Source organism: Asanoa hainanensis, assembly GCF_900188485.1.
Lineage (GTDB): Bacteria > Actinomycetota > Actinomycetes > Mycobacteriales > Micromonosporaceae > Asanoa > Asanoa hainanensis.
The window spans coordinates 1-22,620 of record NZ_FZPH01000016.1; the positions used below are offsets into that span (position 1 = coordinate 1).

Sequence of the window (22,620 nt, forward strand, 5' to 3'; positions counted from 1 at the left end):
GCTCGGACGGCCCCGCCGGTGGCCCGGCAAGCTCCACGGCGACAAGGGTTACGACTACCGGTCCTGCCGCGAGGCAGTCCGGCGGCGCGGCATGATCGCCCGGATCGCGCGTAAAGGCATCGAATCGGCCACTCACCTCGGCCGGCACCGCTACGTCATCGAACGCTGCCTGGAATGGGTCAGCCGGTTCCGTCGCCTGGCCCGCCGCTACGAGCGCAAGGCTTCCCACTACACCGGATTCCTCTCCCTGGCCTGCGCCTTGATCTGCTACCGCCGAGCCGTCCGCCTCAACCTACTGACCAGAAACAACCCCAAATGAGACGTGGTCTTAGGGCGTGTCCTGCCGATCAACGTGAGCCGAGCCGGAGTCCAGGTGTCGTCTGGTGGTGGCCCGGGATTGCCGGGATACCGGTGTTGTATCTCGGTGATCCCGGGACGCCGCCAGGCGGCGGCTGGGCCCGGCGCAGGCCGCGTTGATCGGCAGGACACGCCCTGAGCGTCAGCCTAGGAACGTGTCGTACAGCAGGAACAGGTTCAGGGCGATGATCAGCGCGGCGATCGCGCCCGCGGCCACGTTCGTCAGGCGGTTGTTGACGAACGTTCCCATGATGTCCCGGCGGCGGGTCAGCAGCAGCAGCGGCACCAGGGCGAACGGGATGCCGAACGACAGCACCACCTGCGAGATCACCAGGCTGTCCGTGGCCGGCAGGCCCAGGCCGAGCACCACCAGGGCCGGCGCCATCGTGATCGCGCGGCGCAGGAACAGTGGGATCTGGCGGCGGATGAAACCCTGCATGACGACCTGACCGGCGTACGTGCCGACGCTCGACGACGACAGCCCGGAGGCCAGCAACGCCACCGCGAACGCCAGCGCCGCGCCGCCGCCGACCATCTGCCCCAGGCCCGCGTGGGCGCCCTCGATCGAGTCGATGTCGGAGCGGCCGCCGCCGTTGAACAGGGACGCGGCGATCACCAGCATCGACAGGTTGATCAGGCCGGCGGCGCCGAGGCCGACGATCACGTCGAGGCGTTGGAAGCGCAGCAGCTCGCGGCGTTCGTTGTCGTCGCGGCAGGCGACCCGGGACTTGGTCAGGGCCGAGTGCAGGTAGACGACGTGCGGCATGACGGTCGCGCCGATGATGCCGCAGACCAGCAGCAGGCTCTCGCCGCCGGCCAGGTGGGGAACGAGTCCGGCCGCGAACTCGGCCGGTTGGGCGCCGACGACGAGCAGGTCGTACAGGAAGCCGAGGAAGACGATGCCGAGCAGGGCGACGATCGCGAGCTCGAAGCGGCGGTAGCCGCGCTGCTCCAGGGCCAGGATGGCGAAGGCGACGACCGCGGTGATCAGGCCGGCGGCGAACAGGGGCACGCCGAACAGCAGATAGAGCCCGACGGCGGCGCCGACGAACTCGGCCAGGTCGGTGGCCATCGCGATGATCTCGGCCTGCACCCACAGGCCGCGGGAGACCGGCTTGGGCAGGTGCTCGCGGCACAGCTCGGGCAGGTCGCGCCCGGTGGCGACGCCGGCCTTGGCCGACAGGTACTGCACGAGCATCGCCATCAGGTTCGCGACGACGATGACCCAGACGAGGGTGTAGCCGAACTTGGCGCCGGCGGTGAAGTTCGTGGCGAAGTTGCCGGGGTCGACGTAGGCGACGGCGGCGACGAACGCCGGCCCGAGCAGCGCGACCACCCCGCGCAACCGGCCTCGGGACCGTAGTTGCCGCAACGCCGACTCGGTGTCCGGGACGGAAGGCGCAGAGGTCGCCGGGGCGACGGCCGGCACGCCGTCGCCCCTGACCGGACCCATCGGTGCGGTCCTAACCGACCGACGGGCCGAGGCCCAACGACTGCGGCGTGCTCGAGTCCGGCGACGGCTGCCGCAGGCCCTCGTCCAACGGGCCGAACTCGGTCATGAGCGCCGCGCTGCCACCCCACGGCGTCTGCTCCTCGGCGACCAGCGTGTTCGTGGTCAGCAGCAGGCCGGCGACCGACGCGCCGTTCTGCAGCGCCGAGCGGGCCACCCGCAGCGGGTCGACGATGCCCATCTCGACCATGTTGCCGAACCGGCCTTCGAGGGCGTCGAAGCCCTCGTCCGGGCCGAGCTGCGACATCCGCTCGACGACCTCGTGGCCGGAGTAGCCGGCGTTGGCGGCGATCAGGAACGCCGGCTCGGTCAGCGCCCGCCGCACGATCTCGACGCCGGTCGCGTAGTCGTCCTTGAGGTCCAGGCCGTCGAGCGTGCCCTGCGCGTGCAGCAGCGCCGCTCCCCCGCCCGCGACGATCCCCTCGGCCATCGCGGCGCGGGTCGCCGACAGGGCGTCCTCGACCCGGTGCTGGAGCTCCTTGAGCTCGGCGTTGGTCGGCGCGCCGACCTTGATGACGGCGACCTTGCCGGACAGCGCGCCGATCCGCTCGGTAAGCACGTCCTCGTCGGCGCCGAACGTCGCGCGTTCCAGCTCGGCCCGCATCTGGGTCAGCCGGAACTCGACCGCGTCCGCCGACCCGCCGCCGTCGATGATCGCCGTGCGCTCGGCGTTGACCCGCACCTGGGCGGCCCGGCCGAGCTGGTCGATCGTCATCGTCTCCAGGGTGAAGCCGGAGTGGCGGCTGTAGACGGCGCCGCCGGTGATCGCGGCCAGGTCCTCCAGTTTGTGCAGGCGCCGGTCACCGAAACCGGGCGCCCGCACCGCGACGCACTGGAAGACGCCGTTGACGTGGTTGTGCGCCAGCATGGACAGGGCCGTGCCCTCGACGTTCTCCGCGACGATGACCAGCGGCCTCGGTGCCCGCATGATCTTGTCGAGGACCGGCATCAGCTGCTGGACCTTGGTGATCTTCTCGCTGCACAGCAGGATGTACGGGTCGTTGACAATCGCCTCCAAACTCGCCGGGTTCGTCACCATGTACGGCGACAGGTAGCCGTTGTCGAACTCGAACCCTTCGACGAAGTCGACGCTCATGCCGTGCCGGGGTGACTCCTCGACGGTGACGATGCCGGTGTCGCCGACGGTGTGCAGCGCGGCCGCGATGACCGAGCCGACCGCGTCGTCGTCGTTGGCGGAGATGGCCGCCACCCGCGCCAGCTCGTCCTGTGTGGACACGGGCCGGCTGACGCCGCGCAGGTGCTCGACGAGCCGGTCGACGGCCAGGTCGACACCCCGCTTGAGGAGTACGGGGTTCGCGCCGGAGCCGATGGCCGTCATGCCCTCGTGCACGATCGCCTGGGCGAGCACCGTGGCTGTCGTCGTACCGTCGCCGACGATGTCGTTGGTCTTGATCGCGGCTTCCTTGACGAGCTGCGCGCCCATGTTCTCGAACTGGTCCTTGAGATGGATTTCCCGAGCGATGGTCACGCCGTCATTGGTGACGACGGGGGAACCGGTGATCTTCTCCAGGATGACGTTGCGGCCCTTGGGGCCGAGCGTCGACTTGACCGCCTCGGCCAACTTGTCGACGCCGTTGAGGAGGAGGGTGCGCGCTTCAGCGCCGAAGCGCAGTTCCTTGGCCATCGGGAAACTCCTTTAGGGCACGAGAATGGCCCGGCCGCGGACCCGGCCGGCATCGAGGTCCTGGATCGCGTCGACCGCGGCATCCAGCGGGTACGTACGGGTGTGCAAGGTGACCCGGCCGGCCTGGGCCAGCACCATGAGCTCGGCGAGGTCGTTGTAGGTGCCGACGATGTTGCCGACGATGTTCCGTTCGGTGGAGATGATGTCCAGGGTCGGGATGTGCACGGTGCCGCCGTACCCGATGACGAAGTAGGAACCGGCCCGCGCGGTCATCGCGAACCCGTCCTGCTCGGCGCCCTGCTCGGCGACGAAGTCGAACACGACGTCGGCCCCGCGCCCGCCGGTCAGGTCCAGCACGCCCTGCACGTGGGAACCATTCGCCACCACGGTCTCGTGAGCGCCGATCTGCTCGGCCAGCTTGAGCGCGTCCGGGTTGCGGTCCACCACGATGATCTTCGTGGCGGTCAGCGCGGCCAGGCACTGGATGCCGATGTGCCCGAGCCCGCCGGCGCCGATCACCACGGCGGTGGTCCCGGGGAACAGCAGCGGCACGGCCTTGCGGACCGCGTGATAGGCGGTGATGCCGGCGTCGGCGAGCGCGGCGACGTCCTGCGGCCGCGTCGCCGAGTCGAGCTTCACGCACGCCCGCTCGGAGGTCAGCAGCAGCTCGGCCATCCCGCCGTCACCGGACAGGCCCGGGAACGAGCTGTTGGCGCAGTGCATGTCGTCGCCGGCCCGGCACGACCGGCACAGCCCGCACGTCGGCGTCGGGTGCAGGATCACCGTGTCACCGACGGCCACACTGGACACCGCCGAGCCGACCTCCTGCACCCAGCCCGCGTTCTCGTGGCCGAGCGTGTACGGCAGGGCGACACCCATCGCGCCGGCCCACTGCTCCTCGATGATGTGCAGGTCGGTCCGGCAGACACCGGCGCCACCGACCCGCACGAGCACGTCGAACGGCCCCTTGACGGTCGGGTCCGGCACCTCCTCGACCACCGGCAACTGGTGATAGGCCTTGAGCCGTACGGCTTTCATCGATCCTCCACTCCGTAGCGGTGCCGCAGCATGCCGCGGCAGATGCCGGTGTTGGCGTCCAGGCTGGTGCGGGTCAGCCGGGCCTTGCGCAGGTGCAGCGGCACCGCCGCGTCGCCGACGGCCGCGCCGGATGCCGGATCGACGAGCAGGGGGGCCTCGTCGCTCGCGGGCAGGCCGAGCTCGGTCCGGCGGCGCCGCAACCGGTCGAGGGCCGGCGACCGCGGCACCTCGCCCAAGGTCATGGCCGCCAGCGCCGCCGGAGAAGAGCCCGCATCGACGAGTGGCCGGCACACCAGATCGGTGCCGGCCAACACGGCTTTGCGGAGGAAGTCCGCGCGCAGCGAGTCGAGCTCGTCGACCGCCTCGCCCTGGAAGGAGGCGACGAAACCCGCCCGCGCCGCGACCCCCTCGTTGATCGCGTCGGCCGCGAAGTGGTCGTCCAGCACCACCTCCGCCCGGCGCACCCCGTCCACGGTGGACACCGCGTCGTAGGCGTCGGCCACCATCAGGTACGCGAAGTTGGGCGCGCAGAAGTAGGTCGGCAGCCGCAGGTGCACGGCCGCGTGACCGTCCGACGACAGCGACGCGGAAGCTACGAACCCGAGCGTCGTGATCGGCTCGTCGAGCTCAGGGTCGCGCACCTCCTCGAGCGCGTCGAGGAGGGTGCGCGACCCGACGGCGCTGGTCATTGCGACTCGACCAGTGCGGCGTCCTCCCGGGCCGCGGGGGTGCCCTCACCGCTGTCGAGCTGGAACTCCGCCGGCACCTCGATGCCGTACAGCTTCGCGGCGTTGAGCCCGAGGATCTTCTTCTTGGTGGCGGTGGTGACCCGCGGGTAGTCGGAGAACTCGTCGCTCGGGTAGTCCCAGTCGACGAACCCCTCGACCTGCCACTTGGGTTCCCAGATGCCGTAGTCGCTGCCGAAGGTCATCTTGTCCTCGCCGACCCAGAACAGCAGCTCGCCCATGACCTTCGCGAAGAACTTCGGCCGGGCGTGCATCAGGCCGCCGATGACCACCGACAGGCCCGCGTACACGTTGGGCTCCTGGGTCGCCATGAAGCAGAAGTCCTCGATGCGCGGCAGGCCGACGTGCTCGACGATGAAGTTGAGCTCGGGGAAGTCGGTCGCTGCGTGGTCGATGTCGGAGACGTCGAAGGCGTCCTTGTCCAGGGGCCAGATCGTTGGTCCCTTGTGGACGTGGATGTTGACGATCCCGAGGTCCCGGCAGGCCTCGAGATACTTGTACGCGGCCGGGTCCTTGAGCGTCCAGCCGCGCGAGCCCTCGCGCCACTCGGCCGTGTAGAGCTTGACGCCCTTGGAGCCGTACCGTTCGACGTTCTCGGCGAGCTTCTTGAGCCCGTCCTCACCCTCGCGCGGGTCCCACCGCGTGTTGGCGATGAACTTGCCCGGGTGCTTCTCGCCCAGCGCCGCGTTGCGCTCGGTGGTGTTGAAGCCGTCCTTGTACCACTCGGTCAGGTACGTCGGCTGGAACACCGCCACGTCCACGTAGCCGTTCTGGAAGACGTCCTTCATCAGGTCGTCTTCCGTGTACGACATGAACTTCTCGATCGGCCAGTGCGTCTCGGCCGGCGCGAGGCCCTGGTACGCGTGGAAGCACTCGATCCAACCCTTGGCGTAGTGCTCGGCGCCCGGCACCCAGGTCTCCGGACCCGCCTGCCAGTAGTGCATGTGGCTGTCGACGACGAAGTACTTCTCCCCGTCCTTCTCGTACACAGCGGTTACCTCCCGGCGGTGAGGTCGAAGCCGATGTACTCGGCCGCGTCCTCGGGGTTGGCGAACATGATGGTCCGGTCGTCCTCGTGGATCATTCGGCCGTAGTGCGTCGACATGCTCTCCTCGAACTCGGCCGCGTCGAAGAAGCCGGACTCCTCACCGAGCGCCTCGGAGATCTCGTCGTAGACGAAGTCCATGCGATTGACCGCGTCGACCCGGATCATCGACGGCAGCGGGGTCACGGTGACGTTGGGCTTGCTGCGCATCACCTCGGCCACCACGACGCCGACCTGGTTGTTCATCAGCGTGACGCCGCACATGTTGGACGCCGAGTTGTCCGACTTGAACGGGCTCTCCGAAAGCTTGAACTGCGTCACTGGGCCAGCTCCTTCGGTGTCTCCAGGCCGAGGTCGGACACGATGCCGCTGAACCGGCTCTTGGCGGCGTCGAGGGCGTCCTCGAAGCGCGGCGGCTTGGCGTCGGGCTGCGACCACAGGGGCTGCATCGCCCGGGCCGCGGCGATCGATACCGGCACCCAGTCGGCCAGCCACGAGTGCAGGATCCGGGTGTTGTGCTCCGCGAACTCGCGGTCGGCGGTCAGCAGCTCGAACATCGCCTTCGTGTAGCGCAGGTCCCGCTCCGAGAAGTCGTACTCCTCGGCGCCGACGATCGTCGGGGTGACGAAGTCGCCGTTGCGCGGTGCCGCGTGCTGCACGAGGTGGCTGCGGAACAGCTCACCGACGAGCGGCTCGAAGACGACGTTCGCGGCGAAGATCGCCTCGCACCAGTCGTCGACGGCGGTCAGGCGTTCCGCGGCCTCGCGTACGCCCTGCCATGCCGGGTCGGAGTTCCAGGCGTCCAGGTGCGCCGAGCCGTCGAAGTCCGCGATCTCCTCGCTGAGCGTCAGCCCGTACAGCGCCAGGTCCTGTGCGGCCCTGATGCGGTGCATGCTGTTCACCGAGATCGCGTTGTTGTGCATGTTGGTGGGCGCGCGCCGGTTGGCGTTGGCGAACAGGTACAGGCCCAGTCCGTGGTCGACGTGCATCCACGCGCCGACGTGCCGTTCGACGAACCGCACCCAGTTGGGGTTCCACTGCTCGAACGCCTTCGAGCGGCGGGCGGCCTCGACGTTCTGGCCGACCTGGCGCACGACGTTGGCGTTGTAGCGGTAGAGCGAGAGCTCCCACTCCTCGTTCGGGTCGCGGAACTCGTGCCAGCCGTGCGCCGGCCAGTCGTAGCCCTTGCCGCCGGAGCCGGGCCCGCGGGTGGGCTCGGGCCGGTCGGAGCCCCAGGCCTTGAGCACCGTCCAGTCCAGCGGGTAGCCGCCGCGGCCGTCCGAGAACCCGTACAGCCAGCCCTGCGACAGGTAGTGCCGCGGATCGGGCTGGACCTCGACGGTCACGTCCTCGTAGTGGGTCTGCTTCCGCTTCTGCGGGGTGTAGTAGTTGAACCGGCGTGCGGTGGAGTCCGGGAACTCCTTCGCGCCGGCCTCGGCGTCGGTGAAGACGGGCTTGGGAACACTACGTTCCGCGGTCGTCATCGATCCTCCCCACCAGTCGTCGTGAACTTGTCGTAGTAGATGTGTTTCTCGGGCACCCCGAGCTGGCCGAGCAGCGGCATGGCTGCCTCGACCATGGGTGGTGGCCCGCAGAGGTACGCGTGTGCGCGGCTCAGGTCGCTCTCGTGCCGCTTGACCACCTCGGTGATCAGCCCGACCTCGCCGTCCCAGGCCTCGCCGTCGTCAGGCTCGGACAGGGCCGGCACGAACCGGAAGTTCGGCAGCTTCTCCTCGAGCGCCTGGAGCTCGGCGACGAAGCAGAGATCGCGGCGGCGCCGGGCGCCGTAGTAGAACACCGCCCGGCGGTCGATCCCGCGCTCGGCCATGGAGCGCAGCAACGCCAGGATCGGTGCCAGCCCGGCACCGCCGCCGACGAAGACGATGTCCTCGTCGTGCCCCTCGCGGAGCGTGAAGACCCCGAAGGGCCCGGTGAGATCGAGGCGGTCCCCGACGGCCAGCCGGCCGTCGAGGAACGACGAGAAGAGCCCGTCCGGGTAGACCTTGATGACGAACTCCAGCCGCCCGCCCTCCCGGCTGGAGGTGTTCGCCATCGAGAACGAGCGGGTGTGCTCGGTGCCGGGAACGGCGATGTCCACGTACTGGCCGGGGAAGAACGTGATGTCCGCGGGCTCGATGAGCCGCAGCACCAGGTGCCGGAGGTCGTGTGTCACCGGGTCGATCGACACGACCTCCGCCACGGCGTTCTGGATGGGTAGCCCCGAGCGGATCATCTCCTCGTCGAAGTTGAGCAGCTCGATCGTCACGTCCTCGTAGACGTGCGCCCGGCACAGGAGCGTGAAGCCCTCCTCCTTCTCGTAGTCGGGCAGGGCGAAGGTCGAGTACCGGTCGAGCTCGATGTCGTCGCCGTCGAGCACGAACGACTTGCAGGCCGCGCACTGGCCCTCCTTGCACCCGTGCATGAGCATCAGCCCCTGCTCGGACGCGGAGCGCAGCACGGTCTGCTCCTCGTCGACCTCGATCTCGATGCCGACGGGCTCGAACCGGACCCGGTGCTTCTCGCCCATGTTCGGCGACTACTTGTCGGTGCGGGCGGGGCGGCCGGCCGGGCCACCCGCGATGTAGGCGGCGTGGAACGCGTTGCGCTCCTCGTCGGTCATCTCGTTGAGCAGCACGTTCGGCGACAGGAGCGGGTCCATCCGGCGCAGGTGGTCCAGCGTCCACATCTTCGACGGGTCGAGGTTGAGGTGCGGCTGGGCGACCAGGGTCTTGCCGTCGTCGCGCACGAAGCCCATGTCGGAGACGACGTCGGCCCAGTTCCAGCCGTGGTAGAGCGTCTCCCACTCACGGGACCCGATCAGCTGACCCATGTTGGGTGTCTCGCGGCCCTGGTAGGTCGGCCGGAACGCCTCGACGTCCGTCCACCGGCAGGCCTCGTGGCAGTAGGTGCGCCACTGCCCGTTGACTTCGGCCATCACCATGTCCTCGCGGACCAGACACGGGACCATGCAGACCCAGCAGCGGTGCGGGTACTGGTAGTCGACGTCCTCGGCGACGATCGGGTGGTGCCCGTTAGGCGTCGACAGGCGGTTGTAGTTCTCCCACCACTTGCCGTACCGGTCGTACCAGCCGGGGTACTTGTGCTCGAACCACTCGAAGTCCTTGTCGGTCATCGGGTCGATGCGCCAGTAGTTGGCCAGCCAGCCGGTCGCGAAGAACTGGGCGACCTCGTGCACGTAGCCCTTGTTCCAGATCTGGTTCCACGCCTCTTCGATCAGGTCGTGCGGAATGACCAACCCATACTTCTCCAGGGGGACCAGGTAGGAGCGGTAGTAGTCGTCGTAGATCCACCGGCGCCACATCTCGGCGTACGACTCGCGGTCCTTGCGGCGGTCCTTCGTGCCGTATTCGATGAACGTGCCGATCGCGGCGTCGACGACGCGGTGGTTGTTCCACCAGGCGTACCGCAGGTCGCGTTCGAGGAGCTGGTGGTTGCCCTCGTCGGCCAGGGCCATCAGCAGCGTCGCGTACCCGTTGCTGATGTGCCGTGACTCGTCGGACTGCACCGAGTGGAACACCGTGGGCAGCAGGTAGTCGCCGTTCGCGGCGGCCTCGGCCGGCATCGCGACGAACAGCGTGTTGGTGAACGCCGTCTCGGCGACGATCGTCAGGTAGATGCTCGCGGCGGTGATCGCGTCGCCGGTGATGAAGCCCTCGGCGAACTGGCGTCCGATGGTGCCGCAGTAGTCGTTCTGGAAGTTGCGCAGGCTGCTGTTGAAACCGGCCGGGTCGATGTAGTTGTTCATGTACAGGCGCTTGAGGTTCTGCTGGATCGTCGAGTGGCGTACCTCGTCGATCATCTGGATCGCCTGGCCGTTGTGCAGCTCCGGGTTCGGGACCGTGCGGAACAGCAGCGGCATCGCCCGGGCGGCCGAGATCTCCGGCAGCGGGATGATCGACAGGAACAGCTTCTGCCATTCGAGCCAGCGCTCCTGCACCTGGCGGAACATGTTGCCGCGGATCGCGCCGTCGGAGGCGCCGTACACCCGGTGGTCCTTCTCCTCCTGCATCGGGAAGTACGACCGCAGGACCTGCTTGAGCGGGTCCTTCTTCTGCGCCTTGCGGAAGGTGTAGTCGGTTCCGTAGTGGGACACCGGCTCGTGGTACATCGGTTCCCAGGACAGCTCCTGGATTTTCTGATGAGCCCTGGCCACGCTCTGCCGACTCATGGATCACTCCTCACGTTTGACTGTGCGCCATGCGACGGATCAGACCGCAGGTCGTCGCCGGCTGCGGTCTCACATTGAGTCGTTGTCGAACATCGCGGCCCTGATCTCCGCGAGCTGACGTTTGACGTTCTCCCCGACCTGCCGGTCACCCTCGGCCGCGGGCTCGATCCCCAAGGCGCGCAACAGATCCGCGGCCGGGGCGCCCGGGTCGGCGCCGCCGAGGATCGGGTGCAGGCCCTGCGCCGCGAGGTGGTGGAAGACCACGTTGACGACGCTCCATGGGTTGAACGTCTCGTGCGTCGACTCCATCGCTCCACTCCACACCCGTCCGCCGGCTCTGGGGTCTCAACATGAGACGGGCTCGATGGACTCTGGGCGTACGGTGTAACGAGGACGTAACCAGAGCGTGCCCGGCCGTCCCCCCGCCGGTGTGCGTTTCGAGGCGAGCAGGGGGCCGTCAATGGCGCCGGGTTCGACGTTTCCAGACAAGATCAGCGACACCCCACAGTTGGCCAAGACCCGAGAACAGTTCCTGACCGCCGAGGCCGTGGACCCCAACCAGGTACGCGACGCGATCCTGGCCTCGTGGTGGCGGTCCAGGCGCTGGAACGTGGCCGCCGACCGCATCGACCTGCCCTACCAGCGGGACCCCGACCTGGACACGCCGCTGTCGCGCAGCGCGCTGCCGGTGTTGCGCCATCTGCGCGAGCACCTGGACGGGCAGCCGATCAGCATCATCCTCACGGACCCGACCGGCCTGGTGCTGACCAGGATGGACGCCGGGCGGGCGCTGGACTCGCACCTGGACCGGGTCAACCTGTCACCGGGCTTCTCCTATGCCGAGGAATATGTGGGCACCAACGGCATCGGCACGGCGCTGGAGGGCGGCCGGGCGATGCACGTGTTCGGCCACGAGCACTACGCGGAGAACCTTGAAGACCTGGCGTGCGCCGGGGTGCCGATCCACCACCCGATCTCGGGCAAGACGGTCGGCGCTGTTGACCTGACGTGCTGGCGCAAGGACGCCGACCCGCTGCTGTTGATCCTGGCCAAGACCACGGCCGGCCAGATCCAGCAGGCACTGTTGACCGACAGCGGCATCCGCGAGCTCGAGCTGCTGCAGGAGTATCTGCGCACCTGCCGGCGTACCGCCGGGATCGTGTTCGCCCTGAACAACGACGTCGTGATGATGAACGACAACGCACGCCAGGTGCTCGACCCGGCGGAGCAGTCTGTCTTGCTGGCGCAAGCGGCGGAAACGCTGGCCAGCCGGACACCGACAGCGTCCGTCGTCGTTGATCTACCAAGCGGCGTGAAGGCCAGGATCTACTGTCGACCGGTACGGGGCGAGGGCCGCCTGGCCGGCGGGGTCGTGCACGTCAAGCTGTCGTCCCCGGGGCTGCGCCCACGATCGGAACCGCCTCCGAGGATGTTCCTGCCGGGCCTGGTCGGGTCGGGTGCGCTGTGGCTGCGGGGCTGCCACCAGGTACAGGCCGGGTACGACGCGGGCGAGTGGTTGGCGGTCGAGGGTGAGCCGGGGGTCGGAAAGCTCGCGGTGGTCCGGGCGGTGCACCAACACCGGCGGCCGGGGGTGCACTTCGCGGTGCTCGACGGTTCTGGCGCCGGCCGCCGGGGTTGGCTGGCCGACGCCCGTCGTGAGCTCCTGGACGGGGCCGGCGCGGTCGTGATCAAGCACGTCGACCGGCTCAGCAGTGGACGGTTGCGGTCGTTGTCGCGGCTGCTGGAGGAGGCCCGCGCGGAGGCACCGCCGCCGTGGGTAGCGGTGACGCTGAGCCAACGCCACGACGGTGGGGAGATGGCGGGCCTGCTGCGGTTCTTCCCGAGCACGGTCGAGTTGCCACCGCTGCGCCATCACGTCGAGGACGTGCAGGCCCTGGTGCCGTTCTTCCTGTCGCGCCTGGTCACGGGCGGCAAACTGGTCTGCTCACCGGAAGCGATGCAGTTGCTGGTGCGCTCGTCGTGGCCGGGCAACACGGAGCAGCTGTTCCAGGTGCTACGCCGAATCGTGCAACACCGCCGCAGCGGCGCGATCCTGCCGGCGGACCTACCACCGGAATGCCGCACGGTAAGCCGTCGCCTACTAAGCCCACTGGAAGCGATGGAACGCGACGCGATCGTCCGGAGCCTGATCGACTGGGACGGCAACAAAATCAAAGCAGCGGGCTCACTAGGCATGTCGAGAGCAACGATCTACCGCAAAATCCACGAGTACGGCATCGTCACCCCGAGCAGCTGACGGCCCGTTCCCAATGCGACTACTGCCGCTTTCGAACCCGGACAGTGGGTCCGTCGCCAGTCCCGCGTGATCAGAGAGAGTTTCGCGGCGCCGCGATTACGGGCCGCGCTTGACGCACTGGCAGTGATCTTTCAACGATCCGGCGGGATCGATGGCTTTGTCCATATTCAGACCTGACTCTCCGAAGCTGCGGGAGGACCGTCAGTCGCGGAAGGGACTGCGCATCCGAGGCGGAGGGTTTACAGTTGACTAAAGTGACGCGCCGCACGAACCGCACGATCTATGAGGGGGCCTGTTACGTGATCGAATGCGCAGTTCGTTCCGATGGCCTCACGTCGCCCGCCGCGGACTTCTTAGATCAACTGAGTCGAGGAATGTGGATAGAGGATCCCGACTTCGGTGAGCACTTCCCAGACGATGCTCAGATCAGCGATTACGACAAGCTCCTGACGTTTTTCCAGACGCTGGCCGACCGCGGTGAGCCTTGCTACGGGCGCGCCGTCAATGATCTCGACGACGGCATATGGGAGTTCAAGCTAGGCGCGAAGCGGTTGTCCTTCTTCGACACCCCCGGCGACGGGACCTACTACCCGAAGCTCCGCCCGCGAACTGCCGACGAAGCGAGCGGCGGAGACTACTACTGGTTCCCGAACTTCGACGAATACGTCCGGCTTGGGCACGCGTTCCCGAAGACCGGCCGACAAACCACCGACCGGGACTTGGAACTAACTCTTGTCGTTCGAGAGGAGGACCTCGAGCATGACAAGCGATGACCGATCACCGTCGTTCTACGAAGAACGCGCCGCCACCGCGCAAGGGCGCCTCGGACTGGCCGCCGCAGCGGCAGCCGCGAGCGTTTCGCGACTTCTGCACGCAGCGAAGGTCTCATCGGGGTTGACCTCGAAGGACATTGCTGGGGAGCTGGCGGTTACCGAAGGTCGGGTGTCGCAGGTCCTTTCCGGAGACGGCAACCTGCACATCGCTACCGTCGCTCGATTCGTCCGCGCGATGGGCTATGAGCTCAGAATCGGCGCGGTTCCGGTGGAAGGTGACCGACCACCGCTGGACGTCATCGGCCGGCGGCCCAGAAGAAAAACCACGGAGCAGGCGGAAAAGACCTTCGAGGTGTTCCTTCAGACGTTTCTGACCCACGAGGGTCCGGTGAAGGTCCCCATGGTCGTCGCCGCGGATGACGTGCTCAGGGCGACTCCACACGGCACTCCGACGCAGGTGGCCCGGGTGACGGTCTCGCCAAGGGGCCACGTTCGGCGCGTTCCCACGCCGCCGCGCGCCGACGGGTGGACGACCGGTGCGGTCGAACTCACCGGTGGAGTCGAGATGAGATCGCCCGGTCTGGCGAAGACAGAATGACGGACACGGCAAGCGACCTGATCGACCAGCTCACGCTGGAGACGCTCTTCCTGGACGAGTGTCGAGTCACGCGAGGAGAAGCGGAGGACGCGACGCCGGGCAAGGTCGAGCAGGAAATCGAAGTCGAGTTCTCCCACCAGGACGACTTCGTCTTCACGGTCCTGACGACTTTTCGCTTCCTGAACGCGACCGAGGTGTTGGTCGCGCAGATCGATGCGAGCTTCGTTGCGTCCTACTCACACAGCGGCGACGGCGATCCCGAACATCAGGAGATCGAAAAGTACGCGCAGGGTCCCCTGTTGCTCACAGCGGTCCCGTTCATCCGCGAGTTCCTCGCCTCGATGACCAATCGACTCGCCCTGCCGCCGTTCTATCTTCCGTTGTTCGCTCATCGCGGTGCGGTTCTGCGCGCACGGGCGAGAAGCGCGTCCTGACGACCAGCGCGCTTCAGCCGCGGGCCAGGCGGCGTTCGCCGGTGGCTCCGGGCTGGTACTCCAGGTCGTAGTGGCGGAAGATGTCCGGCTCGTCGTCGGCGGCGAGCTCCGCGCCGTCGGCGAGCGCCGGCGCGTTCTTGACCTGGTCGCGGAAGTGCTTGACCCGGACGTAGCCCGGCCCGACCACGGCACCGGCCAGCGGGACGAGGACGGACCGGTGGCGAGTGGGCATGCCGACGGTGACGGTGGCGAAGGTCGGATCGTCGGAGGCGGTGTCGACGTAGACCGCGTCGAAGGTCCCGATCTTGTTGCTCTCGGGGTCGAGCACCGCACTGCCCCGCCACTCGCGGATATCCGCCGCTTCGAACATGCCGTCAACCCTATGACTCAGAGACCGACATGACGCCCAAATCGGCGTGAATGACCGCAGGTCCCGACCTCGCCGCCCTGAGCAGTGCCGAGGCCTGTGGGCTCGGTGGGCCTGATGGCCAAGCGAGCAGCAGCACAGTGTCGGGCAGGTCGGCGACCGGCACCGCGATCACGCCGTCTCCGGCGCGGCGGGCCGCGCTCTCGCCGACGACGACCACCAACTGGTCGAGGGAGACCAGGTCCACCAGCTCGTCCAGGGCGGTCACCGGCGCCTCTGCCTGGTAGTTCGGCTCTTTGTCGAGCTCGGACAGCTCCACGGCCGGCCGGTCGGCCAACCGGTGGCCGCTGGGCAGCAGCGCGAACGGCCGCTCCACGCCGACCTCCACACTGTCCAGGCCGTGTAGGTCGGTGGTGGCACACAGCAGCCCGATGTCGGCGTCGCGGGCGCGCAGCACCGCCGCCTGGTCGCGGGTGAAGACCAGGTCGACCGGGTGGTCCGGGGTCGTCCGGGTGATTAGCTCGCGGAGCAGGCCCGAGCCCGTGCCGGGGTGCGTGGCGATCCGCAGCCGGCCGGACCGGTGCGCGCGCCGGGCCTGCACGACCGCGTTGTCGACGGCGTCTAGGGCCTTGAGGGACTCGGCCAGGAACGCCTCGCCGGCGGCGGTCAGGGCGACGCTCCGGCTCGTCCGGTCGAACAGTGGCGCGCCGACGCGCCGTTCCAGGCGGGTGATCGCGCGCGAGAGCGGCGGCGGTGAGATTCCCAGCCGTTCGGCGGCGTGGCCGAAATGCAGTTCCTGCGCCACCGCGACGAAATAGCCGAGCTCCCGCGTCTCCAATCGATCCATGCTCTCCACGGTAATGATGCTTTCTGACCTGGTCATCGCCGATCTCGCGGCGCCGTGGTGAAGTCGATAACAGCTTCCTAGGCGAGAGATCGAGGAAAGAAATCATGAGCGAGGAACGTCAGGTTCAGCAGGTGCTCGCGCGCTATGTGCGGGCGGTCGACTGGCGCGACGGGGCCGCGATGTCGGCCCTGTTCGTCACCGATGCGAAGGCCGAGATCTTCTACAACCGGGCCGGCGAGCCGGAGAAGGTCGGCGAGCTGGTCGGTGCGGAGGCGATCGGCGCGGCGATCGCCGGGCTGATGAAACCCCACCCGCCGCGCGGGTGGAGTCACCACACCACCCACGACCACCTCATCGAGGTCGAAGGGGACGACGCGACGATCGACGCCCAGTTCGTCGTGTTCAACACCGTCGGGGACGTGCGGCCGGCGGACGGGTGGCCAGAGGGCGTCCGGGGTCCGCAGGGAACCGTCACGCCGATCGAGAGCGGCTACTACCGCCCGACGATGCGCCGGGTCGACGGGCGATGGATGATCACCCACCACCGGATCGTCCTCGACCAGCCGATGGCCTTCCCCAACACGCCATGAGAGCGGCCATCTACCGCGAGTACGGCGGCCCCGACGTCCTCGAGCTGGCCGAGCTGCCGGACCCGAAGGTGCACGTGGACTCGGTGCTGGTCCGGGTGGTCGCCGCGGCGGTGAACCCCGCGGACCTCGGCAACCAGGCCGGATCCACGGCCGGGACGGTGGAGACGTACTTCCCGGTGATCCCGGGTTGGGACATCGCCGGCGTGGTGGAACGCGTCGGGCTCGGGGCGGGCGATCTCGCGCCGGGTGACGAGGTCGTCGGCTACCTGCGCGGCGAGGTCCAACGGCAACACGGTGGGTACGCCGAGCTGGTCTCCGCCGACGTACGCACCCTGGCCCCGAAGCCGCGAAGCCTGAGCTGGGAACAGGCCGCGGCGCTGCCACTGGCCGGGTTGACCGCCTACCGGGCGGTGGCGCACGTCCTGGACGTCCGACGCGGCGAGACGCTGCTGGTCCACGGTGCCTCAGGTGCCGTGGGCCAGCTGGCGGCCCAGCTCGCGGTGGTGCGCGGCGCCACGGTGATCGGCACGGCATCGGTGCGCAACCACGACTACCTGCGATCGATCCAGGTGATCCCCGTCGAGTACGGCGACGGGCTGGTCGAACACGTCCGAGCGGTGGCACCCGGCGGAGTGGACGCGGTCTTCGACGCGGCCGGGCATGGCGCGCTGTCCAGCACGTCCGCGGTCGGCCGCCCAAGCGCCCGGGTGGCCTCGACCACCGACTTCAGTGACCCCGGAGTCCGGCCGGTCTTCGCCCGCTACGACCAGAGCGAGTTCCGGACCCTCGCACGGCTGGCCGACGAGGGGTCCGTCGTCCCGCGGGTCGGCGCCGTCTACCCGCTGGATCGGGCGGCCGACGCACAGCGCGCGGTGGCCGGCGGCGCGGTCAGCGGCAAGGTGGTGCTGCGGATAGCCGCCGGGACACGGTCATCCGAGAACGCCGGCTTGCGTGGCCGCCCAGGTGGCGAGCAGGCGCAGGGCGTCCTCGGTCGGTGAGCCGGGCGACGCCGTGTAGATGGTCAGGGCCAGATCCGGCTCCGCGCGCAGGTCCATGCTGTCGTAGGACAGGTCGAGATCCCCGACCGCGTGGTGGTGGAAGCGCTTGACCCCGGCGCCGTGGGTACGCACGTTGTGCGCGGCCCACCGGCGCCGGAACTCGTCACTGCGGGTGGACAGCTCGCCGACGAGGTCGTGGATGCCCTTGTCGTGCGGGTCCTTTCCGGCCGACGTGCGCAGGTTGGCCACGCAGATGTCCGCGGCCATGCCCCAGTCGGGATAGAACCGGTGGGCCCGGCCGTCGAAGAAGATGAACCGGGCGAAGTTCGGCGGGCCGCCCGCGTCGGTGAAGTGGTCGCTGTACATCGCCCGGCCCAGCGGGTTGGCCGCGACCAGGTCCATCCGGTTGTTGCCCACAATCGCCGGCGTCGCGGTGATCGCGTCCAACGCCCATCGCAGGCTGGGCCGCACCGTCGACGGCGGGGGACGGCGCCGCCCGGCATCCCTGCCGTCGGCCGAGTGGGCCAGCCGCAGCAGGTGTTCGCGTTCGGCTTCGTCGAGGTGCAGGGCGCGGGCGAGCGCGTCGAGGACACCGGGCGAGGCGCCGGCGAGCGAGCCGCGTTCGAGCTTGGCGTAGTACTCCACGCTCATGCCGGCCAGCGCGGCGACCTCGCTGCGCCGCAGGCCCGGCACCCGGCGCTGGCCCGCGGTCGGCAGGCCGGCCCGCTCAGGGCTGACCTTGGCCCGGCGCGAGGTGAGGAACGCGCGCACCTCGGCTCGGTTGTCCATGACGACGACGGTACGACGGACCGCCCGCACCTGGGATACACCAGCGGTGCACCCATCGCCGGTGACTTCCTCGGCATGGCCGCGCCCGGTGTGCTCGGGGGCATGCACACCGCCGCCCTTCGCACCGCCGTCATCGCCCTCACCCTCGTCCTGGCCGGCTGTACGACCGACGGCGCGCCGGCAGACGTCACCCCGCGGGCGGCCGGGGCGGCGCGGGTCGCGCTGGAGTTCGGCGACGCGATCGCCATCGCCACGTTGACCGACACGCCCGAAGCACGGCAGTTCGCGGCGATGCTGCCCACGACCGTGGACCTGCGGGACGTGTGGGGGCAGGCGAAGTCCGGGCGACTGCCGCGAACGATCACCGTCGAGGATGGCCGCCCGATCCACGATCCCGTACCCGGGGAGATCTATTTCTGGCCGTCGACCGAGGTCATCGCCATCTACTACGACGACCTGGGCCAGCGGGTTCCCGACCCGGGCCTGGTCCACCTCGGCACGGTGAACACCGGTCTGGCCGACCTCGCCGAGGCCGGCAGCACGGTCACGGTCCGCATCGAGATTGGTGCTTGAGCGCTCAACCGCAAAAGGCGTACGTTCACGGTGATCGATCCCTTCGCGCAGGAATGGACGCGCCATGGATGTGCTCGTGTTGATCGGAAGGATCCTGTTCGTTCCGCTGTTCCTCGGCTCGGCCGTCGGTCATCTCACCCAGACCGACGGCATGGCCGGCTACGCCAAGTCCCGTGGCGTGCCCGCCGCCCGCATCGCCGTGCTCGGCACCGGCGTCATGCTCGCCGTCGGTGGGGTCCTGGTGCTGCTCGGCCTCTGGGCCGACCTCGGCGCCCTGATCCTGGTCGCCTTCCTGGTGCCGACCGCTTTCCTGATGCATGCCTTCTGGAAGGAGACCGACCCGCAGGCGCGCCAGAACGAGATGGTGCAGTTCCTCAAGGACCTCGCCCTGGCCGGGGCGTCATTGATGTTGTTCGCCTTTTTCGCATATGTTGGCGACGACCTTGGACTCACCATCACCGGACCGCTGTTCGACCTGAACTGATCCGCGGGACCGTCACAAACCAGCCCGCTATCTGGTCTTAGCTGGTGACAGAGAGAAGAGGACCAGATGCGGACGATTCTGGTGGTCGGCGGCGGATATGCGGGCTTCTACACGGCCTGGAAGCTGGAGAAGAAGCTCCGAAAAGAAGAGGCTCGGGTCGTACTGGTCGATCCCCGCCCATACATGACATACCAGCCGTTTCTTCCCGAGGTGCTGGCCGGATCCGTCGAGGCCCGGCACGCGGCCGTCTCGCAGCGCCGACACCTGCGCCGCACGAAGATCATTTCGGGCAGTGTCGTCACCGTCGACCACGCGAACCGGACCGCGACCATCCGGCCCGCCGAGGGTGCCGAGTTCGCTCTCGCGTACGACATCATCGCCGTCACCGCCGGTGCGGTGACCCGCCAGCTCGGCGTGCCCGGCGTGGCCGACCAGGCCATCGGCATGAAGCACGTCGAGGAGGCCGTGGCCATCCGCGACCGGCTGCTGACCAACTTCGACCGGGCCGCCACGCTCGAGCCCGGCCCGGAGCGCAGCAAGCTGCTCAGCGCCGCGTTCGTCGGCGGCGGGTTCTCCGGTGTCGAGGGGTTCGGCGAGCTGCTGTCGCTGGCGACCGCGCTGACCAAGCCGTACCCGGAGATCAAGAAATCCGAGATCGCGTTCCACCTGGTGGAGGCCCGGGACCGGATCCTGCCGGAGGTCACCGACGAGCCCGGCCGGTGGGTGGTGCGGTCACTGGAGAAGCGCGGCGCGCACATCCACCTCAACGCCACGATGCAGTCGGCGGTCGACGGCCACGTCGTGCTCTCCGACGGCACGGAGTTCGACACCGACCTGATCGTCTGGACCGTCGGCAACGCCGCGACCGCGATGGTGCGCAACCACACCGACCTGCCCGTCAACGAGCGCGGCATGCTCACCGTGCGGGCCGACCTGCGGGTGGGCACCGACGCCGAGCCGGTGCCCGACGCGTGGGGCGCCGGCGACGACGCCGCCGTCCCGGACCTGGCCGTGCCCGGCACGTGGACCGTGCCGAACGCCCAGCACGCCGTGCGCCAGGGCAAGCTGCTGGCCAGCAACATCGTCGCCAGCCTCCGCGGCCGCGAGCCCAAGCAGTACAAGCACCACAGCCTGGGCACGGTCGCGACGCTCGGGCTCGGCCGCGGCATCTTCCAGTACAAGCGGATCGTCATCAAGGGCCTGCCGGCCTGGCTGATGCACCGCGGCTACCACGTGCTGGCGGTGCCGACCTGGGAGCGCAAGGTCCGGGTGCTGGCGATCTGGCTGGCCGCCGCGGTCTACGGCCGCGACATCGTCTCCCTGGCCTCGGTGCAGGACCCCCGGCGCGCCTTCGTCGCCGGCGGGAAGGACAGCTAGCCGAGCAGCTCCGGCCGCCTCCACTCGAGCCCGCGCAGGTGGTGGTCGAGGAACGCCAGCACCGTCTCGTACCAGATCATGGCGTTGCCGGGTTTGAGGATCCAGTGGTTCTCGTCGGGGAAGTAGAGGAACTTGTGGATGCTCGACCCGTCCTCGTCCTTGGACCGCGACATCAGGTCCCACCAGAGGCGCAGCGCCTCGCCGATCGGCACCCGGTAGTCCTTGTCGCCGTGGATCACCAGCATCGGCGTCGTGACCGCGTCGGCGAACCGGTGCGGTGAGTTGACCTCCAGGCGCTGGGCATTGAGCTCGCGCGCCCAGATGAACGGCAGGTCCGTGGTGCTCATCATCTGGTCGAGCGACCACAGCGCGGCGTGCGTGACGATCGCGTCGAACCGGTCGGTGTGGCCGGCGATCCAGTTGGACATGTAGCCGCCGAACGAGCCACCCATCGCCGCGGTCCGGTCGGCGTCGACGTCCGCGTGCTCGACGGCGGCGTCGGTCAGCGCCATCAGGTCGGTGTACGGAGCGTCGCCCCACGCACCCCACCCGCGCTTCATGAAGTCGAGGCCGTAGCCCGTCGACAAAGCCGGGTCCGGCAGCAGCACCGCGTAGCCGCGCGCCACGGCGACCCACGGGTTCCAGCGCCACATCCAGGTGTTCCAGGACGAGAGCGGACCACCATGGATCCAGAGCAGCAGGGGTACGGGTGCATCGGTCTCCGGCAGCGCCAGCCAGGCGCGGAGCGGGGTGCCGTCCACGGCGGTGGCGGTGACCTCTTCGAGCCGACCGGGTACGCGGACCTCCGCGCCTGCCGGCCCGGGCAGTCGCCGCACCTCGGACGAGCCGTCCAGCGCGACCCGGACCGGGGCCGGCGGGCTGTCGATCGCGCCACGAAGCGCGTAGACCCAGCGCCCGTCCGGCGCGACCTGGATGTCGGTGTAGGCACCGTCGTCGTGGGTCAGCCGGACGACCTCACCGGTCGTGGCATCCACCTTCCACAGTGGAGCGCGCCCGCCGTCGTCGGCCGCCACGATCAGCGCGGCGCCGTCCGGTGTCCACCGCGGTGTGTTCGGCCAGCGGTCCCAGCCGGCGGTCAGCGCCCGCACCGGCCCACCGGCCAGCGGCACCACGCACAACCACATGTCGCCGGGGTCGTCCAGCCCGGACCGGTGCCGCACGACGAACGCCACGGTCGAGCCGTCGGGCGACACCCGCGGCGCGTGATACTCGTGCGCGACGTCGTCGGCGAGCACGCGCCGCTCCCCGGTGGCGACGTCGACGGCCACCAGCGTGACCCGCGACGACCCCGAGCGCTCGGCCACCGCCCAGGTGGCGACCACGGTGCGGCCGTCCGGCGCGACGTCCCAGTCGCCGTCCTCGTCGAGCGCCCGGCCTGCGTGACCGGTCAGGTCCCGCAGCTCCAGTTGGTCTTTGATCTCCCCCGTGAGCAGCCGCAGCCGGGCCGGGCCGAGGTCGTGGTCCCACAACCGCACCGGGAACTCCTCGTGCAGCAGCGCCGAGACGCCCGCGTCCTTGCGCCGCTTGCGCAGCTCCTGGTCGCTGCCGAGACCGGCGGCCGAGGGCAGCAGAGAGGAGCCCGCCACCACCGTGCCGCTCGCGCTGACGACCACGTTGCTCACGCCGCCGGCCGGGTTCGCCAGCACCCGGGCGTCGCCGCCGCCGGCCGGCAGCAGCCACAGCGCCGCCCGAGCCTCGTCGTCCTCGTCGCCGTCCGGCGCCGGCCGCGCCGACGTGAACACCAGGTCGCCCGACGGCGTGAACGCCGCCGGCGACTCACCCTTGGCGCTGTTGGTCAGCCGGCGGGCCGGCCGCTGGCCGTCCGGGTCGAGCTCCCAGACCGCCGTGCTGTAGCGGGTGTTCTTGCGGTCCGGTGTGGCCACGCCGACCACCAGCCGGCGCCCGTCCGGCGACAGCCGCAGCCCGCTGAGCCGGGGCAGGCGCACGAACGCTTCGAGGTCGGAGAACGAGTCCATCGGGAC

General features: G+C 69.2%; 24 protein-coding genes. 10 read left to right on the top strand and 14 right to left on the bottom strand.

What is annotated here, in order from left to right; genetic code table 11:
• A partial coding sequence (locus CHC05_RS31125) for a transposase (protein ID WP_144022854.1) occupies positions 1-319 on the top strand: 319 nt, incomplete at its 5' end.
• 180 nt (positions 320-499) lie between these two features.
• Here CHC05_RS31125 and CHC05_RS31130 read toward each other — a convergent pair.
• From CHC05_RS31130 to CHC05_RS31175, 10 genes are all read right to left on the bottom strand, one after another.
• Complete coding sequence (locus CHC05_RS31130; protein ID WP_089254198.1) at positions 500-1,810, bottom strand: Nramp family divalent metal transporter; 1,311 nt, start codon at positions 1,808-1,810, stop codon at positions 500-502.
• Positions 1,811-1,820: 10 nt separating this feature from the next.
• Positions 1,821-3,512, bottom strand: a complete 1,692-nt coding sequence (gene groL / locus CHC05_RS31135) for a chaperonin GroEL (protein WP_089254199.1) — start codon at positions 3,510-3,512, stop codon at positions 1,821-1,823.
• Between the two features lie 12 nt (positions 3,513-3,524).
• Positions 3,525-4,550: an NAD(P)-dependent alcohol dehydrogenase gene (locus CHC05_RS31140; RefSeq protein ID WP_089254200.1), complete on the bottom strand. Its 1,026-nt coding sequence runs from the start codon at positions 4,548-4,550 to the stop codon at positions 3,525-3,527.
• Complete coding sequence (locus CHC05_RS31145) at positions 4,547-5,239, bottom strand: iron-sulfur cluster assembly protein (protein ID WP_089254201.1); 693 nt, start codon at positions 5,237-5,239, stop codon at positions 4,547-4,549. Before CHC05_RS31145 ends, CHC05_RS31140 begins: the two co-directional genes overlap by 4 nt.
• Positions 5,236-6,285: an amidohydrolase family protein gene (locus CHC05_RS31150; RefSeq protein WP_089254202.1), complete on the bottom strand. Its 1,050-nt coding sequence runs from the start codon at positions 6,283-6,285 to the stop codon at positions 5,236-5,238. Before CHC05_RS31150 ends, CHC05_RS31145 begins: the two co-directional genes overlap by 4 nt.
• Positions 6,286-6,290: 5 nt before the next feature.
• On the bottom strand, positions 6,291-6,662 hold the full coding sequence (mimD, locus tag CHC05_RS31155; RefSeq protein WP_089254203.1) for a propane 2-monooxygenase effector subunit MimD: 372 nt from the start codon (positions 6,660-6,662) through the stop codon (positions 6,291-6,293).
• Entirely contained in the window at positions 6,659-7,825 is a 1,167-nt protein-coding gene (locus tag CHC05_RS31160; protein WP_089254204.1) for a ferritin family protein, read from the bottom strand. The genes mimD and CHC05_RS31160 overlap by 4 nt, the downstream gene beginning before the upstream one ends.
• On the bottom strand, positions 7,822-8,868 hold the full coding sequence (locus CHC05_RS31165) for an FAD-binding oxidoreductase (RefSeq protein WP_089254205.1): 1,047 nt from the start codon (positions 8,866-8,868) through the stop codon (positions 7,822-7,824). Before CHC05_RS31165 ends, CHC05_RS31160 begins: the two co-directional genes overlap by 4 nt.
• A 9-nt stretch (positions 8,869-8,877) precedes the next feature.
• On the bottom strand, positions 8,878-10,530 hold the full coding sequence (locus CHC05_RS31170; protein ID WP_089254206.1) for a ferritin family protein: 1,653 nt from the start codon (positions 10,528-10,530) through the stop codon (positions 8,878-8,880).
• A gap of 69 nt (positions 10,531-10,599) precedes the next feature.
• Positions 10,600-10,839, bottom strand: coding sequence for a hypothetical protein (locus tag CHC05_RS31175; protein ID WP_089254207.1), 240 nt, complete (start codon positions 10,837-10,839; stop codon positions 10,600-10,602).
• 151 nt (positions 10,840-10,990) lie between these two features.
• Between CHC05_RS31175 and CHC05_RS31180 the strand changes: the two genes are divergently transcribed.
• The 4 genes from CHC05_RS31180 to CHC05_RS31195 all read left to right on the top strand — a co-directional run bounded on the left by CHC05_RS31180 (position 10,991) and on the right by CHC05_RS31195 (position 14,592).
• Positions 10,991-12,787 (top strand): sigma-54-dependent Fis family transcriptional regulator, encoded by a 1,797-nt coding sequence (locus CHC05_RS31180; RefSeq protein ID WP_089254208.1) that lies wholly within the window; start codon positions 10,991-10,993, stop codon positions 12,785-12,787.
• Positions 12,788-13,041: 254 nt separating this feature from the next.
• Positions 13,042-13,560 (top strand): hypothetical protein, encoded by a 519-nt coding sequence (locus CHC05_RS31185; RefSeq protein ID WP_144022855.1) that lies wholly within the window; start codon positions 13,042-13,044, stop codon positions 13,558-13,560.
• A complete protein-coding gene (locus CHC05_RS31190; protein WP_144022856.1) occupies positions 13,547-14,158 on the top strand; it encodes a helix-turn-helix domain-containing protein in 612 nt (203 codons plus the stop codon). Before CHC05_RS31185 ends, CHC05_RS31190 begins: the two co-directional genes overlap by 14 nt.
• Positions 14,155-14,592 (top strand): hypothetical protein, encoded by a 438-nt coding sequence (locus CHC05_RS31195; protein WP_089254211.1) that lies wholly within the window; start codon positions 14,155-14,157, stop codon positions 14,590-14,592. Before CHC05_RS31190 ends, CHC05_RS31195 begins: the two co-directional genes overlap by 4 nt.
• Positions 14,593-14,605: 13 nt before the next feature.
• Here CHC05_RS31195 and CHC05_RS31200 read toward each other — a convergent pair whose 3' ends face one another.
• Both CHC05_RS31200 and CHC05_RS31205 read right to left on the bottom strand, forming a co-directional pair.
• Positions 14,606-14,962 (bottom strand): PRC-barrel domain-containing protein, encoded by a 357-nt coding sequence (locus tag CHC05_RS31200; protein WP_089254212.1) that lies wholly within the window; start codon positions 14,960-14,962, stop codon positions 14,606-14,608.
• 10 nt (positions 14,963-14,972) lie between these two features.
• The gene (locus CHC05_RS31205) at positions 14,973-15,806 is read right to left on the bottom strand and encodes a LysR family transcriptional regulator (RefSeq protein ID WP_179266464.1); all 834 of its coding nucleotides are present in this window, start codon (positions 15,804-15,806) and stop codon (positions 14,973-14,975) included.
• Between the two features lie 104 nt (positions 15,807-15,910).
• Between CHC05_RS31205 and CHC05_RS31210 the strand changes: the two genes are divergently transcribed.
• Positions 15,911-16,396 (top strand): nuclear transport factor 2 family protein, encoded by a 486-nt coding sequence (locus CHC05_RS31210; RefSeq protein ID WP_089254214.1) that lies wholly within the window; start codon positions 15,911-15,913, stop codon positions 16,394-16,396.
• Positions 16,393-17,394: an NADP-dependent oxidoreductase gene (locus CHC05_RS31215; RefSeq protein WP_089254215.1), complete on the top strand. Its 1,002-nt coding sequence runs from the start codon at positions 16,393-16,395 to the stop codon at positions 17,392-17,394. The genes CHC05_RS31210 and CHC05_RS31215 overlap by 4 nt, the downstream gene beginning before the upstream one ends.
• Here the strand turns inward: CHC05_RS31215 and CHC05_RS31220 are convergent.
• Positions 17,326-18,183, bottom strand: coding sequence for a helix-turn-helix transcriptional regulator (locus tag CHC05_RS31220; protein WP_089254216.1), 858 nt, complete (start codon positions 18,181-18,183; stop codon positions 17,326-17,328). The two genes, CHC05_RS31215 and CHC05_RS31220, sit on opposite strands and share 69 nt — an antisense overlap.
• A gap of 75 nt (positions 18,184-18,258) precedes the next feature.
• On the opposite strand from CHC05_RS31220, the gene CHC05_RS41760 reads away from it, so the two are divergent.
• The 3 genes from CHC05_RS41760 to CHC05_RS31235 all read left to right on the top strand — a co-directional run bounded on the left by CHC05_RS41760 (position 18,259) and on the right by CHC05_RS31235 (position 20,617).
• A complete protein-coding gene (locus CHC05_RS41760; RefSeq protein WP_089254217.1) occupies positions 18,259-18,756 on the top strand; it encodes a cyclophilin-like fold protein in 498 nt (165 codons plus the stop codon).
• 64 nt (positions 18,757-18,820) lie between these two features.
• On the top strand, positions 18,821-19,240 hold the full coding sequence (locus tag CHC05_RS31230) for a DoxX family protein (RefSeq protein WP_089254218.1): 420 nt from the start codon (positions 18,821-18,823) through the stop codon (positions 19,238-19,240).
• Positions 19,241-19,306: 66 nt separating this feature from the next.
• Positions 19,307-20,617 (top strand): NAD(P)/FAD-dependent oxidoreductase, encoded by a 1,311-nt coding sequence (locus CHC05_RS31235; protein ID WP_089254219.1) that lies wholly within the window; start codon positions 19,307-19,309, stop codon positions 20,615-20,617.
• Here CHC05_RS31235 and CHC05_RS31240 read toward each other — a convergent pair.
• Positions 20,614-22,614, bottom strand: a complete 2,001-nt coding sequence (locus tag CHC05_RS31240) for a S9 family peptidase (protein ID WP_089254220.1) — start codon at positions 22,612-22,614, stop codon at positions 20,614-20,616. The genes CHC05_RS31235 and CHC05_RS31240 overlap by 4 nt on opposite strands.
• Positions 22,615-22,620 lie beyond the last annotated feature (6 nt).

What these genes read in the sequence shown, in the direction of transcription:
- CHC05_RS31130 (WP_089254198.1), bottom strand. Translation starts at nt 1,810, where the DNA reads ATGGGTCCGGTCAGGGGCGACGGCGTGCCGGCCGTCGCCCCGGCGACC.
- groL (WP_089254199.1), bottom strand. Translation starts at nt 3,512, where the DNA reads ATGGCCAAGGAACTGCGCTTCGGCGCTGAAGCGCGCACCCTCCTCCTC.
- CHC05_RS31140 (WP_089254200.1), bottom strand. Translation starts at nt 4,550, where the DNA reads ATGAAAGCCGTACGGCTCAAGGCCTATCACCAGTTGCCGGTGGTCGAG.
- CHC05_RS31145 (WP_089254201.1), bottom strand. Translation starts at nt 5,239, where the DNA reads ATGACCAGCGCCGTCGGGTCGCGCACCCTCCTCGACGCGCTCGAGGAG.
- CHC05_RS31160 (WP_089254204.1), bottom strand. Translation starts at nt 7,825, where the DNA reads ATGACGACCGCGGAACGTAGTGTTCCCAAGCCCGTCTTCACCGACGCC.
- CHC05_RS31165 (WP_089254205.1), bottom strand. Translation starts at nt 8,868, where the DNA reads ATGGGCGAGAAGCACCGGGTCCGGTTCGAGCCCGTCGGCATCGAGATC.
- CHC05_RS31170 (WP_089254206.1), bottom strand. Translation starts at nt 10,530, where the DNA reads ATGAGTCGGCAGAGCGTGGCCAGGGCTCATCAGAAAATCCAGGAGCTG.
- CHC05_RS31175 (WP_089254207.1), bottom strand. Translation starts at nt 10,839, where the DNA reads ATGGAGTCGACGCACGAGACGTTCAACCCATGGAGCGTCGTCAACGTG.
- CHC05_RS31180 (WP_089254208.1), top strand. Translation starts at nt 10,991, where the DNA reads ATGGCGCCGGGTTCGACGTTTCCAGACAAGATCAGCGACACCCCACAG.
- CHC05_RS31190 (WP_144022856.1), top strand. Translation starts at nt 13,547, where the DNA reads ATGACAAGCGATGACCGATCACCGTCGTTCTACGAAGAACGCGCCGCC.
- CHC05_RS31195 (WP_089254211.1), top strand. Translation starts at nt 14,155, where the DNA reads ATGACGGACACGGCAAGCGACCTGATCGACCAGCTCACGCTGGAGACG.
- CHC05_RS31200 (WP_089254212.1), bottom strand. Translation starts at nt 14,962, where the DNA reads ATGTTCGAAGCGGCGGATATCCGCGAGTGGCGGGGCAGTGCGGTGCTC.
- CHC05_RS31205 (WP_179266464.1), bottom strand. Translation starts at nt 15,806, where the DNA reads ATGGATCGATTGGAGACGCGGGAGCTCGGCTATTTCGTCGCGGTGGCG.
- CHC05_RS31210 (WP_089254214.1), top strand. Translation starts at nt 15,911, where the DNA reads ATGAGCGAGGAACGTCAGGTTCAGCAGGTGCTCGCGCGCTATGTGCGG.
- CHC05_RS31215 (WP_089254215.1), top strand. Translation starts at nt 16,393, where the DNA reads ATGAGAGCGGCCATCTACCGCGAGTACGGCGGCCCCGACGTCCTCGAG.
- CHC05_RS31220 (WP_089254216.1), bottom strand. Translation starts at nt 18,183, where the DNA reads ATGGACAACCGAGCCGAGGTGCGCGCGTTCCTCACCTCGCGCCGGGCC.
- CHC05_RS41760 (WP_089254217.1), top strand. Translation starts at nt 18,259, where the DNA reads ATGGCCGCGCCCGGTGTGCTCGGGGGCATGCACACCGCCGCCCTTCGC.
- CHC05_RS31230 (WP_089254218.1), top strand. Translation starts at nt 18,821, where the DNA reads ATGGATGTGCTCGTGTTGATCGGAAGGATCCTGTTCGTTCCGCTGTTC.
- CHC05_RS31235 (WP_089254219.1), top strand. Translation starts at nt 19,307, where the DNA reads ATGCGGACGATTCTGGTGGTCGGCGGCGGATATGCGGGCTTCTACACG.
- CHC05_RS31240 (WP_089254220.1), bottom strand. Translation starts at nt 22,614, where the DNA reads ATGGACTCGTTCTCCGACCTCGAAGCGTTCGTGCGCCTGCCCCGGCTC.